The sequence below is a fragment of the Arthrobacter sp. efr-133-TYG-120 genome, from assembly GCF_030209785.1.
Classification (GTDB): domain Bacteria; phylum Actinomycetota; class Actinomycetes; order Actinomycetales; family Micrococcaceae; genus Arthrobacter.
On the sequence record NZ_JARVRI010000005.1, the window covers coordinates 258927 to 273709 of the forward strand.

Sequence of the window (14783 nt, forward strand, 5' to 3'; positions counted from 1 at the left end):
CCAGCCTTCGCAAGCTCAGGCCGGGGCCAACTAAGCCGGGGCCACCGCTGACCAGTCGACCGTAAGTTCCCCCAAGCGCCAGCGCGAGGGTCCGTCCTGAAGGGGCCAACCGGCGTCGCGCATTGATTGGCACATGGCGGTCCACCGCTGCCTGCTGCCGAAGGACGCAATTGGTGCGGCTTCCAGCCAGGCTTGGTCCAACGCATTCAGGAAAGCATGGATGCGTTCGCCGGGGATATTGCGGTGGATGAGTGCCTTGGGCAGGCGTTCGGCCACGTCAGAGGGCAGTTCGAAGCCGCCGAACCGCATGGACAGGCTCAGGCTCAACGGCCGGTCCGGATCCAGTGCAACCCACGTCACCCTGCGGCCGATTTCGTCACACGTACCGTCGATGAACAACCCCTGCGGTGCCAACCGCGACTGCACGAGCGCCCAGATCCCCGCCACGTCCGACTCCTCGTATTGCCGCAGTACGTTGAAGGCGCGCACCAACACTGGATTGCCCGGAACAGGAACCTCGAAACCGCCCACGTGGAAGCTGAGCCCGGGCCTTTCCAAGGGCTTCGCGATACTGACTCGCTCGGGTTCGATCTCGATCCCGCACACGCGGACGTCCGGGCGGACGGCCTGCAGCCTTTCGAAGAGTTCGACGGCGGTGGCCGGGGAAGCGCCGTAGCCAAGGTCCACTACCAAGGGGTCGACGGCGGAGCGTAGCCGCCATCCCTGCGGGCCCGCCAACCAGCGGTCCAAACGGCGCATGCGGTTGGGATTGGTGGTGCCCCTGGTGATGTTTCCGACGGGTTTGCCGCGCCTTCCCTGCACCCGCTCCGCTTTTCGCACCACCGTCCCACTTTATCCTCCAACGCGGGGTCACTTACGGCCCATCCGGCGGACGAACACCGGCGCTAAGTGACCCCGCGTTGTGGAGGGCGTAACGCCCGGCAACGGCAGGGCTTGATCGCCTAGGATGAAAACCATGACTTACAAGCTGATTCTGCTGCGCCACGGCCACAGCGACTGGAACGCCAAGAACCTGTTCACCGGCTGGGTGGACGTCGACCTGAACGACCAAGGCCGCGAGGAAGCAGCCCGCGGCGGAGAGCTTCTGGTCGAGAACAACATTCTCCCGGACATCCTGTACACGTCCCTGCTCAAGCGGGCCATCAACACCGCGAACATCGCCTTGGACAAGGCCGATCGCGGCTGGATTCCGGTCAAGCGTGACTGGCGCCTCAACGAGCGCCACTACGGCGCCTTGCAGGGCAAGGACAAGGCCCAGACCCTCGCTGAGTTCGGTGAAGAGCAGTTCATGGAATGGCGCCGCAGCTACGACACCCCGCCGCCCCCGCTCTCCGACGACAGCGAGTTCTCCCAGGCACACGATCCCCGTTACGCGGACCTCGGCGATGCCCTCCCGCGCACCGAATGCCTCAAGGACGTCCTCGTGCGTCTCCTGCCGTACTGGGAATCCGACATCAAGGAAGACCTCAAGTCGGGCAAGACCGTCCTGGTCACGGCTCACGGCAATTCCCTGCGCGCGCTCGTCAAGCACCTCGACGGCATCAGCGACGAAGACATCGCGGGCCTCAACATCCCCACCGGCATCCCGCTGGTCTACGACCTGGACGAGAACTTCCAGCCGATCAACCCCGGCGGAACCTACCTCGACCCAGAGGCAGCGGCAGAGTCCATCAAGGCTGTAGCTGCCCAGGGCAAGAAGTAGTTTTTGAGAGAACGACGGCGGCCGGCCCACCTTGCGAGGTGGGCCGGCCGCCGTCGTTGTTTGCTAAGACTGGCTAGAAGCCTTCAGGCTGCCATTCACCGGTGACCAGGTAGGTCACCTTGCGGGCAACGGAGACGCCGTGGTCGGCGAAACGCTCGAAGTAGCGGCTGGCGAGGGCCACATCCACCGTGGTGGCTGCAGTCTCGGCCCAGGCAGGATCAGCGATTGCCCTGAAGACGCTCAAGTGCAGATCGTCCACGCGGATGTTGAGCTTGAGGATGTCGCGGGCAACTTCGAGGTCGCGGGACTCCAGGAGCAGCGTCACCTTCTGGATGATTTCGAGGTCGAGGCGAGCCATGTCCTTGAATGTCGCCGTCAGCTGCTCGGGGATGACCGTGGCCGGGTAGCGCAAACGGGCCAGCTGGGCCACGTGCCGGGCGAGGTCACCCATGCGCTCCAGGGATGCGCTCATCCGCAGGGAGCCGACGATCATCCGGAGATCGCTTGCCACAGGGCCCTGGAGGGCCAGGATGTCGATGGCGCGCTCGTCGAGGCCGTTCTGCAGGAAGTCGATCCGCGCGTCGGCGGCAATGACATCCTGTGCAAGATCGACGTCGGCGCCTTCGAAGGCGGTGGTCGCGTTCTGGATCGCCTCAGTGACCAGCTTTGAGATCTCGATGAGGTCCTCACCGACCTGGATGAGCTCCTCCTGAAAAACCTTGCGCACGGTGGCGTCCTCTCCTTGGAAATCTCCTCCGCACCCCTCTAACGGCGCGGAAATCATCACAGCTAACTACGGTCCAACTAGTAAGAGTGGCAGTGGTCAATGAACGATTGCGCACCTTTAGGTGAACGTTAGCTGAATCGGGGCGGTTTGGTGACCGTTCCATATTTTGCAGTGTTTTGAGCGCATAAGCTAGATCCGTGGATCCAGTGCTCATCGGTGTCATCGCAGGTCTAGTCGGCCTGTCGTGCGGCGTCTTTGGCGTGCTCGCGTTCAGGCTCAGTGAACGGCAGCGGAAGATCGTGGACCTGGACGTCACCGAGCCGCTTCTTCCGGAGGGAGCAGCGGAGGTGCTGTCGGTCGTCGGGCGCGCTTTCGTCGTCGTGGACGCGATCGACGGCGTGGTCCGGGCCAGTCCCGCGGCCTATGCGTACGGCCTCGTGCGGGGCCACACAGTGGTGCACAAGCAGTTGCTGGACATGACCGCAAAGGTGCGGCGCGACGGCGTGATCCTCGAGGAGACTTACGAGTTGCCCCGCGGTCCATTGGGCAAGGGAACCATTGTGGTCCAGGTGAGGGCAGCCATGCTCGGATGGGAATATATCGTCCTGCTGGCCGATGACCGTACCGAAATCACCCGTACCGAAGAGATCCGCAACGACTTCGTGGCGAACGTCTCGCATGAACTCAAGACGCCGGTGGGCGCCATCTCCCTGCTTGCGGAAGCGCTCGAGGCAAGCCCGGACGACGAAGAAGCCGTGCGCCGCTTCGCGAAGCGCATGCACAAGGAATCGACACGGCTGGCCGCGCTGGTTCAGGACATCATTGAGCTGTCCCGGCTTCAAGGTGCCAATGTGGCACAGCAAGGGCACGCCGTGGACATCAATACGGTGATTTCCGAGGCCGTGGACCGCTCGCAGCTCCCGGCCGAGCTCAAGAACATCAAGATCGTCGTCGGGGGCCGCACGGAAACGATGGTTTTCGGCGACCAGGACCTGTTGGTGACCGCCTTGCGGAACCTGATCGACAACGCCATCCGTTATTCGCCGGAGAACACCCGCGTGGGAGTGGGGGTCCGCGCCAAAGAAGGCGTGGTGGCCATTTCCGTCACGGACCAGGGCGAGGGTCTCAGCCCGGAGGACCAGGAACGCATCTTCGAACGCTTCTACCGTGTGGATGCGGCGAGGTCCCGGCAGACCGGGGGAACAGGCCTGGGACTGAGCATCGTCAAGCATGTGGTGTCCAACCACGGCGGCGAGGTCACCGTCTGGTCCCAGCCAGGCCAAGGTTCTACTTTCACCATCCGCCTTCCGGAAATGGAAGGCCAGGAGGACGACGACGCCGGGGCGAAGCCCCGAAGCGTGATTCAAACGACGGGCGCCGTACGCGCCCTAGAGCAAGGAGCTGGCGCTTGAGCAGGATTCTGATCGTGGAGGACGAGGAGTCCTTCAGCGACCCTCTGTCCTACCTATTGGGCAAGGAAGGCTTCGATGTCCAGGTTGTGGACAACGGCAGTGACGCCTTGGTGGAGTTCGACCGGAACGGGGCCGACCTGGTGCTGCTGGACTTGCAGCTTCCGGGGACCCCTGGCACTGAGGTCTGCAGGCAACTGCGCCAGCGTTCCAGCGTCCCGGTCATCATGCTGACGGCCAAGGACTCGGAAATCGACAAGGTGGTTGGCCTGGAGCTCGGCGCGGACGACTACGTCACCAAGCCGTACTCCTCGAGGGAACTCGTGGCGCGCGTGCGTGCCGTGCTGCGCCGCCAAGGCGAACCGGAGGAACTCATCACGTCCACCGTCCAGGCCGGCCCGGTGCGGATGGACATTGAGCGGCACGTAGTGAGCGTCAACGGCGAACAGGTGTCGCTTCCGCTGAAGGAATTCGAACTCCTTGAGATGCTCCTTCGCAATTCAGGCCGGGTGCTCACCCGCGGGCAGCTGATCGACCGCGTCTGGGGCTCGGACTACGTGGGCGATACCAAGACCCTGGATGTCCACGTGAAGCGCTTGCGCAGCAAGATCGAGCCGGACCCCTCTGTTCCCCGCTACCTGGTGACGGTTCGGGGCCTGGGCTACAAGTTCGAGCCGTAGGAACCTACAGCAAAAAGGAAGGGCTCCCCTCGTGGGAGCCCTTCCTTTTTGTCTTCGTGGATCCAGCTTGTTGCCGACCCTAGCGGCGCAGGCCGCTGGCGGCCTAGTGGCCGGTTGCGCTTGCGCTCGGCGTCGCGCTGGTGCCCGAGGTCGCACTGCTGCTCGGGGTGGCGGAACCGCTGACCGAGGGGCTCGGAGAAGCGGAAACCGTGGGGAGGTACTTCGAGTACTCCTTCAACGAAGCATCCAGGACCGGGAACTGCACGGTGCGAGAATCGGAGCCGGTCTTGATGGTCACGGAAACCATGGAACCCGGGGCTCCGCCGCTTGTGCTCAGAATCGCGGGGTCGGTGTTCTCGTTGAGGTAGGTCTGGGACTTGGCCTTGACCGGAATAGTCGCCTGTGAGCCGCCTGCGCCACTGATGGTCAGGGTTGCATCGCTCGAGGAAGTGTTGAACACGGCACCAATGACGCGTCCCGGCTTGTTGGCGTCCGTGGCGACGATGAGCATGTTGCGCAGCTGAAGCGAACCGAGGTCATCCCTGACGCCATCAGACGGAGAGTACTGCTCGTTGGTCTGCTGGGGGTTGATATAGCCACAGCCGGTCACGGACAAGAGACCGATGCTGATGGCGGCCGCCGCCATCGCCAGTTTGCCGCGCTGGACACGGTTCATCGCAGTAATGCGCACGACACGTACTCCTCTAAGAGTCATTGGAACACTTTTCAGCCATAGCCTATCGGCAAACTAGCAGGAACAAGGATTCCGATCACCATTGTGGCGGCCCTCCAGAAGGAGTAGGGTCATCCGGAACGCTGCGTCCAATGCACTTTTATGCCCTCCCGTCAAGAGGGTGCCGGAGGGTCGAAAAGGCCATTTTCCGCGTATTTACTGGGCTCAGGACCCCTTTCCGTGCCAATCGTATGCCTTAAGCGTGATAAACTGGTCTGCGGGAAAGGGGAAAGTCCACATGGTTTTTGAGGTCGGCGAGACAGTAGTTTACCCTCACCACGGTGCAGCAAAAATTGAAGAAATCAAGATGCGCACTATCAAGGGCGAAGAGAAAATGTATCTCAAGCTCAAGGTGGCTCAGGGTGATCTGACCATTGAAGTTCCAGCAGAAAACGTAGACCTTGTTGGGGTCCGCGACGTAGTGGGCAAGGAAGGCTTGGAGCACGTATTCGACGTTCTCCGCGCCGAGTTCACTGAAGAGCCCACCAACTGGTCCCGTCGCTACAAGGCAAACCTGGAGAAGCTTGCTTCCGGCGACGTCATCAAGGTTGCAGAGGTCGTCCGCGATCTTTGGCGCCGTGATCACGATCGCGGCCTTTCCGCAGGTGAGAAGCGAATGCTGGCCAAGGCTCGTCAGATTCTGATTTCAGAACTGGCATTGGCTGAGAAGACCGACGAAGAGAAAGCCGCAAGCGTTCTCGACGAAGTTCTGGCTTCCTAACAGAGATTCAAAGATTTGAACCCCGGTAGCAACCTGCTGCCGGGGTTTCCTTTTGCCCGAAAGCTGAGCTCCCAGCGCCGCAGCCCAACCAACTCGCAGTAGGTGTCGTTCTGGGCGACCAAAACGACACCTAGTGCTAGCTAGTTGGGCCGGTGGGCACCACGTAGGCTTGGGCGCATGACTACACCATCCCAGCGCGAGGCCACCGCCGTCGTCGTCGTTGCGGCAGGCTCCGGTGAGCGGCTTGGCTACGGCATGCCCAAGGCGAAAGTGCCGCTGGGCGGCGAAACGATCCTGACCCATGCCCTTCGCGGCGTCGCGACCGCCGATGTTGCCCGCCAGATCTGCGTGGCAGTTCCCGCAGGCGATCTGGAAATGCGCGAGCTTTGTGAACAATTCCGCCAAGAGCTGGGCGCTGACGGTCCGCTGATCACCGTGGTCGACGGCGGATCCACCCGTGCCGCTTCGGTCCGGGCGGCCCTTGGGGCGGTCCTTGAGGGAACTCGCGCTGTGCTGGTTCACGACGCCGCGCGTGCCTTGACTCCCGACCGGGTCTTCCACCGCGTAGCCGTTGCGCTCTCGTCGGGCGCCAAAGCGGTCATCCCCGCTATTCCGGTGGTGGACACCGTCAAGATGGTTGCGGAAACGGACGGGGACGACGCCGGAATCGCGCCGGAGATCGTCACGGGCACCGCCCCGCGCGAACAACTGCGCGCCGTGCAGACTCCGCAGGGATTCGACTATGAGACTTTGCTGCGCGCCCACGCGGCGGCCGCGACGTTCGACGACGAGCAGTCGGCGGCAGTCACGGACGACGCCATGCTCGTCGAGCTCCTGGGCGTGCCCGTGCACGCGGTCCGGGGCGCCAGCCAGTCGTTGAAGATCACCACGCCGCTGGACCTCATCATTGCCGAAGGCCTGCTGGAAGGGCCGCTCGGAGTCCGCTGGGTGGAAGGCTGATGGCAGGCTCGCAGAACGTAACGATGATCCTGCCGCGCACCGGCATCGGGGTGGACGTGCACGCCTACGCACCTGACAACGATCCGCAGCCGCTATGGCTCGGCGGGCTGTTTTGGGAGGGGGAGCGCGGACTTTCGGGGCATTCCGACGGCGATTGCGTCGCCCATGCGGCTGCGGACGCGCTCTTCTCGGCGTGCGGCATCGGTGATCTGGGCACGCATTTCGGCACGGACCGTCCCGAACTCGCGGGTGCGTCCGGGGTGAAACTCTTGGGGGAGGCTGCCAGGATCGTCCGTGCCGCCGGTTTCGAAATCGGGAACGTGGCAGTGCAGTTCGTTGCCAACAGGCCAAAGTTCGGGCCGCGGCGTGAAGAATCGCAGCGTGTCCTCAGCGCCGCCGCTGGAGCTTCCGTCAGCGTCACGGCAACCACCAGCGATGGCTTGGGTTTCACGGGGCGTGGCGAGGGCATTTCCGCCGTCGCCACGGCACTCGTGTACGCCGTGCCGGGAGCGCACAAAGGCGATAGCGCCTAAATCGCGCCTAAACAGGGACGGATGGCGCCCAACGAAGCCTGATGGTCCGCATCCGCTAATCTGGAGCGGTGACCCTGCGCTTTTACGACACCGCATCCGCCGAAGTCCGCGACTTCGTTCCCCTTGAAGCCGGCAAGGCCAGCGTCTACTACTGCGGTGCCACGGTGCAGGGGATGCCGCACGTGGGACATGTCCGCTCCGCGATCGCCTTTGACCAGTTGACCCGCTGGCTTGAATATCGCGGCCTGCGTGTCACCGTTGTCCGCAACGTCACAGACATCGACGACAAGATCCTCGCCAAGTCGGCGCAGTCATTCGGGCCGGACTGGGCCGAGGAACCAACAGCCAAGGCCGAGGAAGAATGGTGGGCCCTGGCCTACCGCTACGAGCAGGAATTCGAGCAGGCCTACGACGTCCTGGGCGTTTCCCGCCCCACGTACGAACCGCGCGCCACCGGCCATATCCCGGAGATGCACGCCCTCATTCAAAGGCTCATCGACCGCGGCCACGCCTACCCTGCGCTGGACGACTCCGGCGACGTCTACTTCGACATCCGCTCCTGGAGCAAGTACGGCTCGCTGACCCGCCAGAACATCGACGATATGCAGGGCGCCGCCGACGTCGAGCCGCAATTCAGCAACAGGAAGCGCGACCCGCGGGACTTCGCGCTGTGGAAGGGTTACAAGGACGGGGAGCCGACGACGGCGAGCTGGGTTTCGCCGTGGGGAACCGGCCGGCCGGGTTGGCATCTTGAATGCTCCGCCATGGCTACGAAGTACTTGGGCCAGCAGTTCGACATCCACGGCGGCGGATTGGACCTCCGCTTCCCGCACCACGAGAACGAGATGGCACAATCGCAGGCCGCGGGCGACGAGTTCGCCAACTTCTGGCTGCACAACGGCATGGTCACGTATGAGGGCGAAAAGATGTCCAAGTCGGTGGGCAACACAGTGAGCCCCGAGGAGATGCTCGAGCTCGCGAGTCCGCGCGTTGTCCGGTACTACCTCGGCCAGGCGCAGTATCGCTCCATCCTGGACTACCGGCCCACCTCGCTTCAGGAGGCTGCGGCTGCCGTGGAGCGTATCTACGGTTTTATTGCGAAAGCCTCCAAGAAGTTCGGTGGCGAGTTTGCCGCCCACCCTGAGTCGAGTCCCGTGCCGGATGCCTTCGCTGCTGCCATGGATGACGATCTCAACGTCCCGCAGGCCCTTGGCGCCCTGCACGAGACTGTCCGTGCCGGAAACACGGCGCTGGCGTCCGGGGACGACGCGGGAGCCCGGCAGGCGCTCCAGGCCGTGATGGCCATGACCACTGTGCTCGGACTGAACGATGTACGCGGCGAGGTCCAGGAGAATTCCGAGACCGCCCAGGCCCTTGAGGTCCTTGTGGAAGCCCAGTTGCAGGCGCGGGCCGACGCGCGGGCCAACAAGGATTGGGCGGCTTCCGACGCGATCCGGGACACTCTCGCGGCAGCCGGTATCGCCGTCGAGGATGGCGCCGACGGCGCCAGCTGGAGCCTCAAACGGGACTGAGAAAGGGCCGTCGTCCCGATTTAAGTTGATTCAGTAGACTTGATTGCAGACGTACTCAACACAATCAAGGGTGGAATTCATGGCCAACAACGGTCGCCGGGCTGTCAAGAGCAAGAAGGGCCCCACCACCGGAACCGGTGGCCACGGTCGAAAGGCCCTCGAAGGCCGGGGTCCGACCCCCAAGGCTGAGGACCGCGAGTACCACAAGGCGTACAAGAGCAAGCAGCTTGCTGAACGCTCCGCGGCCAAGCGTGCGGCCGGAGGCGCCAGCCGCTCCAACCCGGGCGCCCGCTCGGGCCCCAAGGGACGCGCTACCGAGGAAGTGGTCACCGGACGCAACTCCGTGGTGGAGGCACTGCGCGCCGGAATCCCCGCGAAGGCACTGCACGTTGCCATCCGGATCGAGATGGACGACCGCGTCAAGGAATCCCTCAAACTCGCTGCCGAACGCGGCATCCCGCTGCTGGAAACCGGTAAGCCCGAGCTTGACCGCATGACCGAAGACGCTGTCCACCAGGGCCTCGTGCTGCAGATCCCGCCGTACGAATACCAGGACGCCTACGACCTCGCCGAAGAGACGGTCGCCAAATGGAAGAAGGGGTACATCCCCAACGCGCCCCTCTTCGTTGCGCTCGACGGCATCACCGACCCCCGCAACCTGGGCGCCATCATCCGCTCCGTTTCCGCCTTCAGCGGCCACGGCGTGATTGTCCCCGAGCGCCGCTCCGTCGGTGTCACCGCTTCGGCTTGGAAGACCAGCGCAGGCGCGGCGGTCCGCGTTCCCGTGGCCCGGGCATCCAACCTGAACAACGCCCTCAAGCAGTTCAAGCAGATGGGTATCTTCGTGTTGGGCCTGGACGGCGACGGCGATGTCTCGCTGCCGGATCTCTCCTTGGCCACCGATCCCGTGTGCATTGTGGTGGGTTCCGAGGGCAAGGGCCTCAGCCGCCTGGTCCGCGAAAACTGCGACCAGATCATCTCCATCCCGATCGACTCCGCCATGGAATCGCTCAACGCCTCTATGGCAGTGGGCATCTCCCTGTACGAAGTCTCAAGGCAGCGCGCGGCCAAGTAGCCGATTGGGTGGCGGCCCAGCCGCCGGCCAAATACTGACGCTCGCTCACTTATGTGGTGTTTCCGACGGACGCCCGCTCACTTAGGTGAGCGGGCGTCCGTCTATTTATCCCCAGATGTGAGCGAGCGTCCTTGTTTTTGACGCCAGATGTGAGCCAGCGTTGCCGTTACCTTCAGAAGTCGCGGCGGTTCGCCAGGACCGGGAGTTTGACCCGCGCGTCCTCGACGACGGCGGCGTCCAGTTCCGCGAACAAGAGGCCGGGTTCGGCGTCGAGCTCTTCCAACACGTTTCCCAAGGGGGACACGACGACGGAGTGCCCCACTCCGGTGGGTGCCGCACCTTTGGGTTCACGGCCCTGGGTCACTGGATCGCCCTGACCGCACGCAAGGACGAAGGTCGTGGTGTCGAGAGCCCGGGCCCGCGCGAGCAGCTTCCACTGCTCCGCCTTCCCCGGTCCGGCTCCCCAGGAAGCGGACACGATATTCACATCGGCTCCGCGCTCGGCATTGGCCGTGAAGAGCGCCGGGAATCGGATGTCGTAGCACGTGGCCAGGCCAAAGGTGAGGCCACCGGCGTCGAACGTCACCGGATTGGTGCCGGCGTCGACGGTGTCGGATTCCGCAAAGCCGAACGCGTCGAAAAGGTGGATCTTGTCATAGCTGGTGTCCACTCCGGGCCCGGTGGCGATCAGGGTGTTCCGGACCTTGCCGCTGCTGCTGCCGTCGGAGGCCACTCCAGGGGTGAACATTCCGGCCACGATCACGATCCCAAGATCCTGGGCGATCTTCCGCACCCGGCTTGCCCATGGCCCGTCCAGGGGCTCGGCGATGTCGAGCAGGGAATTTCCGAACGCCCGCATGGTCGCTTCCGGGAACACCACGAGCTCGGCGCCGCCCTCCTTGGCCCGGCGCGCGTAGTCTTCCAACAGGACCAGGTTGTCTGCCAGCTCGCGGCCGCTGATGAGTTGAGCAAGAGCGATTCGCACGATTACCTCCACATTGGTGTATAGCCAAAGTATGCAACGACCGCGCCGAGGATACGAACTCATCCGCGTGCGCGCGGGCGTCTTCCGCGCAACCGACACAATCCGCTCCAACGACCGGTTTCACGAAAAGCGCAACGGGCCGGGGGAGATGACGTTTCAGCAGGTGAGCAGCTTGTTTGCGCTCCCGGGGGCCGTCGGTTTGGGTCCGACCGGAGGATGCGGGCACTGTCATATGGGCCGTGGGCAAGGGAGAATTGGCGCTGGAGACTAAACTCTCAACTAATGGTTATGCCGATTTTTGACACAGCATCTACAGTGGACGCCTCGCGGCCGTCGCCGCTCGGGCTCAGTGTTCCGCTGCCCGGGAAATCCGACCGCGACACCTCCTCGCCGGACCGGGTCAACGTCGCTGTATGGGCCCCCGGACTCGCTCGAGTCGAAATCGCCTACAAGGCCCCGGGCGACTCCTGGAAAGTCCACACGCTGCCCAAACTCGAGGACGGCGTGCACCACGGGATCGTGGACGGGCTTCCGCTCGGCACCCGGTACGGCTTCCGGGCAGCAGTCCACGAGGACACACTTCCACTATCTGTGCCTGCTCCGGACTTTGACGCCGACGACGCCGAGCAGCTCTTGCTGGATCCTTACGGTCGGGCGGTGCACCAGCGCGGAGAACTGCTGACCTCCGTGCGGATGGACTCGGCTTTCGATTGGGGCGACGACCGTCCGCTGCGCACGCCGTGGCGGGAGACTATTGTCTACGAGGCACACGTCCGCGGCCAAAGCATGCTGCATCCGGATATCCCCGAGCACCTCCGCGGCACCTACGCGGGCATGGCCCACCCCGCCATGATCGAGCACTTCCACTCATTGGGAGTCACGGCTGTCCAATTGCTTCCCATCCACTTCCACATCGACGAGCAGCACCTGCAGTACTTGGGCCTCACCAATTATTGGGGCTACAACACAGCAGCTTTCTTTGCGCCCCACTCGGACTACGCCACGCAGGCAGCCCAGCAGGCCGGGCCACACGCCGTCCAGGATGAATTCAAAGGCATGGTGAAGCTCCTGCATGCCGCCGGGATCGAAGTGATCCTCGACGTCGTCTACAATCACACGGCGGAAGGCGGCCCCGACGGCGACACCCTCAGTTTCAGGGGCCTCGGCGAGCAGCGGTATTACCGCCACGATGCCCACGGCCGCTACCTCGACACGACGGGCTGCGGCAACACCCTCAATTTTGCGGAACCGAGGGTAGTGGATCTGGCCATTGAATCGCTGCGCTATTGGGCGGAAGAATTCCACATCGATGGCTTCCGTTTCGACCTTGCCGTGACCCTGTGCCGCAATGCGGGCAACGAGTTCGATCCTGAACATCCTTTCCTGAAGCGCATCGCGGAGGACCCGGTGATCTCCAAGACCAAGCTCATTTCCGAGCCGTGGGATGTGGGCTACGGTGGCTGGCAGACAGGGCGGTTCCCCAAGGGATGGGTGGACTGGAACGATCACTTCCGCGACGGCGTGCGCCGCTTCTGGCTCTCTGACCGGGGCGCTGCCGACGCCGGGATGTCCGGGGGAAACGTGGGGGTCTTGGCGGACGCCTTGACTGGCTCAGCCCGGGTCTTTGAACCCTCTGGGCGCTCAAGGCTCGCCTCCCTCAACTTCATCACCGCCCACGACGGTTTCACGCTTGCCGACTTGGTGTCCTACGACCGCAAGCACAACGAGGCCAACGGCGAACAAAACCGCGATGGCCACAGCGACAACCGCAGCTACAACCACGGATTCGAAGGACGAACGGAGAACGAGAGGATTCTCGCGGCCCGTGCCCTTTCGAAACGGAACCTCATGACGACGTTGATGATCTCCATCGGCGTGCCCATGATCACCGCCGGCGACGAGCTTGGGCGCACACAGCAGGGAAACAACAACGCCTATTGCCAGGACAACCCCCTGACGTGGATCGACTGGACCCAGACACCCGAATCGCACGACATGCTGCGGAGCACCAAACGGGTGATCCGGCTCCGCAAGGAGTTCATGCAGGCCCAGGACGCGGGCTTCCCGGACAAGGGGACGGGCCTGGACTGGTTTGATGAGGAAGGCCAGCCCATGACGGCGGCCCGTTGGCACGATCCTTCCCTGCGGGTTGTGCAACTCCTGGTGAGCTCGGAGGGCGGCGCCTACCGCGGCTTGCTCGTGATCAACGGGAACAAAGACGATCAGAAGGTCGTCCTGCCCAAACTGGTCGCCGAATCCGGTGCCGGCAGCCGGATGTTCGAACTAAGACTGACGACGTCCGAGCTCAATGACCGCAGGCAGGGCGCGCTGGTCGCGGCAGGCGAACGGGAAGTCGTCCAAGGCAACACCATCAACGTCTACCGCACCTAGGAACCATGAAAATCTATTCCGCAGACACGTGGACACTCGAAGAACTACAGGAACAAGTGTCCGACGCCGGCCGCCGGACCGTGATGGTGCCGCCGGCCGCAAACAAGGAGGCCGTCCTGGAAGTGTTCGGCCAGGTGCTCGATTTCCCCGAGTACGACGGCGTGGACCTGGATGCGCTCAACGATTCACTCCACGATTTCGCAGACAGTGTGTCCGAGGACGAGCAACCACCCGTCACCCTGATTTGGCAGGTCCCTGCCGTCTACCGAACGGACCGGTCCTTCGGGTTGGTCTGCGAAATCCTCCAGGACGCCGAGTTCTACTCCGGGCGGGACCTCGCTGTCATAGCGGTCTTCCAGCATTAGCGCGACCGGGCGGGCAGGGCCCGCCCGGTTAACCGCTACGCGTTGACGATCAGCCCCAGTTCGGCCTTGGAGGCCAGGGAGGGGTGTTTCGGGAAGACCCGGACGGTGTAGCCGAAGGACCCGGAGCGGTTGATCAGGATGGACCCGGTGAACAGGTGGCGCCCGTTGCCAAGGTCCTCGAACGAGCTCAGTTCGGCCACGGTGATGTCCTCCAGCTCATCGCTTTCTTCGGCCCGCCCATAGGCCACCTCGACGCTCACATCGTCCGGTGTCAGCGTATGCAGGGCGATGTAGGCGTTGACCTGGAGGGTGTCGCCGATCTGGGGCTCCTCGGAGACGCCGATGGAATCGACGTGTTCCACGATCAGCTGTGGCCAGGCGGTGCGGACCTTGGTGGTCCAGGCCGCGAGTTCCTTCGCTTCCTTGAACGAGCCGGCCACGGCGCGCCGTCCCGACTCGGCTGCGGGGCGGTAGAGGGTGTTGACGTAGTCCTGGAGCATGCGGTCGGCCGAGACGGCGGGGCCGAGGTGGGCCAGGGTGTGCTTGATCATCGAGACCCAGTGCGTCGGCACGGCTTCCGGGCCGGACTGCGAGGGCCCGGCCGCGCCGGCTTCCGCGGAGACCGTGGAGCCGTAGAAGCGCGGGGCCACCTGGGTTTCCAGGAGCTCGTAGAGCGCGGCCGCTTCGATGTCATCGCGTTCTGTCGGGGACGCGTCGTTGTTCGCGGTCGGGATCGCCCAGCCGTTCTCGCCGTCGTACATCTCATCCCACCAGCCATCCAGCACCGAGAGGTTCAGGGAGCCGTTGATGGCGGCCTTCATCCCGGAGGTCCCGCAGGCTTCCAGGGGCCGGAGCGGGTTGTTCAGCCACACGTCGCAGCCCGGGAACAGGGTCCGGGCCATCGCGATGTCGTAATTGGGCAGGAACACGATCCGGTGCCGCACGGCGG

The 14783-nt window shown here is 63.8% G+C and carries 15 protein-coding genes; 10 read left to right on the plus strand and 5 right to left on the minus strand.

The genetic code is table 11. The features are described 5' to 3' along the window. Positions 1 to 30 precede the first annotated feature (30 nt). A complete protein-coding gene (locus QRN51_RS04555; protein WP_502870847.1) occupies positions 31 to 843 on the minus strand; it encodes a class I SAM-dependent methyltransferase in 813 nt (270 codons plus the stop codon). Between the two features lie 133 nt (positions 844 to 976). On the opposite strand from QRN51_RS04555, the gene QRN51_RS04560 reads away from it, so the two are divergent. Continuing rightward, the gene (locus QRN51_RS04560) at positions 977 to 1723 is read left to right on the plus strand and encodes a phosphoglyceromutase (protein ID WP_284988797.1); all 747 of its coding nucleotides are present in this window, start codon (positions 977 to 979) and stop codon (positions 1721 to 1723) included. Between the two features lie 73 nt (positions 1724 to 1796). On the opposite strand, the gene phoU is transcribed toward QRN51_RS04560, so the two are convergent. After that, complete coding sequence (phoU, locus tag QRN51_RS04565; RefSeq protein WP_284753411.1) at positions 1797 to 2450, minus strand: phosphate signaling complex protein PhoU; 654 nt, start codon at positions 2448 to 2450, stop codon at positions 1797 to 1799. Positions 2451 to 2656: 206 nt separating this feature from the next. Between phoU and QRN51_RS04570 the strand changes: the two genes are divergently transcribed. Both QRN51_RS04570 and QRN51_RS04575 read left to right on the plus strand, forming a co-directional pair. Continuing rightward, the gene (locus tag QRN51_RS04570) at positions 2657 to 3862 is read left to right on the plus strand and encodes a sensor histidine kinase (protein WP_284988815.1); all 1206 of its coding nucleotides are present in this window, start codon (positions 2657 to 2659) and stop codon (positions 3860 to 3862) included. Continuing rightward, complete coding sequence (locus QRN51_RS04575) at positions 3859 to 4539, plus strand: winged helix-turn-helix domain-containing protein (protein WP_059388662.1); 681 nt, start codon at positions 3859 to 3861, stop codon at positions 4537 to 4539. The genes QRN51_RS04570 and QRN51_RS04575 overlap by 4 nt, the downstream gene beginning before the upstream one ends. A 103-nt stretch (positions 4540 to 4642) precedes the next feature. Here the strand turns inward: QRN51_RS04575 and QRN51_RS04580 are convergent, their stop codons facing one another. Next, positions 4643 to 5215 carry a hypothetical protein gene (locus QRN51_RS04580; protein ID WP_284988816.1) on the minus strand — a complete coding sequence of 191 codons (573 nt, stop codon included), beginning with the start codon at positions 5213 to 5215 and terminating at the stop codon, positions 4643 to 4645. A gap of 295 nt (positions 5216 to 5510) precedes the next feature. On the opposite strand from QRN51_RS04580, the gene QRN51_RS04585 reads away from it, so the two are divergent. From QRN51_RS04585 to rlmB, 5 genes are all read left to right on the plus strand, one after another. Then, on the plus strand, positions 5511 to 5993 hold the full coding sequence (locus QRN51_RS04585) for a CarD family transcriptional regulator (protein ID WP_011690592.1): 483 nt from the start codon (positions 5511 to 5513) through the stop codon (positions 5991 to 5993). Positions 5994 to 6170: 177 nt separating this feature from the next. Continuing rightward, entirely contained in the window at positions 6171 to 6953 is a 783-nt protein-coding gene (gene ispD, locus QRN51_RS04590; protein WP_284988798.1) for a 2-C-methyl-D-erythritol 4-phosphate cytidylyltransferase, read from the plus strand. Positions 6954 to 6976: 23 nt separating this feature from the next. Beyond that, on the plus strand, positions 6977 to 7486 hold the full coding sequence (ispF, locus tag QRN51_RS04595) for a 2-C-methyl-D-erythritol 2,4-cyclodiphosphate synthase (protein WP_370872236.1): 510 nt from the start codon (positions 6977 to 6979) through the stop codon (positions 7484 to 7486). A gap of 68 nt (positions 7487 to 7554) precedes the next feature. Then, positions 7555 to 9018 carry a cysteine--tRNA ligase gene (cysS, locus tag QRN51_RS04600; protein WP_284988800.1) on the plus strand — a complete coding sequence of 488 codons (1464 nt, stop codon included), beginning with the start codon at positions 7555 to 7557 and terminating at the stop codon, positions 9016 to 9018. 79 nt (positions 9019 to 9097) lie between these two features. Further along, on the plus strand, positions 9098 to 10093 hold the full coding sequence (gene rlmB, locus QRN51_RS04605; protein WP_284753371.1) for a 23S rRNA (guanosine(2251)-2'-O)-methyltransferase RlmB: 996 nt from the start codon (positions 9098 to 9100) through the stop codon (positions 10091 to 10093). A gap of 172 nt (positions 10094 to 10265) precedes the next feature. On the opposite strand, the gene QRN51_RS04610 is transcribed toward rlmB, so the two are convergent. Beyond that, complete coding sequence (locus tag QRN51_RS04610) at positions 10266 to 11078, minus strand: carbon-nitrogen hydrolase family protein (protein WP_284988801.1); 813 nt, start codon at positions 11076 to 11078, stop codon at positions 10266 to 10268. A 282-nt stretch (positions 11079 to 11360) separates the two neighbouring features. Here QRN51_RS04610 and glgX point away from each other — a divergent pair, with 282 nt between their 5' ends. After that, positions 11361 to 13469 (plus strand): glycogen debranching protein GlgX, encoded by a 2109-nt coding sequence (glgX, locus tag QRN51_RS04615; protein ID WP_284988802.1) that lies wholly within the window; start codon positions 11361 to 11363, stop codon positions 13467 to 13469. Positions 13470 to 13474: 5 nt separating this feature from the next. Then, complete coding sequence (locus QRN51_RS04620; protein WP_284988803.1) at positions 13475 to 13834, plus strand: barstar family protein; 360 nt, start codon at positions 13475 to 13477, stop codon at positions 13832 to 13834. 35 nt (positions 13835 to 13869) lie between these two features. Here QRN51_RS04620 and QRN51_RS04625 read toward each other — a convergent pair. Continuing rightward, the coding region (locus QRN51_RS04625; protein ID WP_284988804.1) for a glycogen/starch/alpha-glucan phosphorylase at positions 13870 to 14783 on the minus strand (914 nt) is incomplete at its 5' end.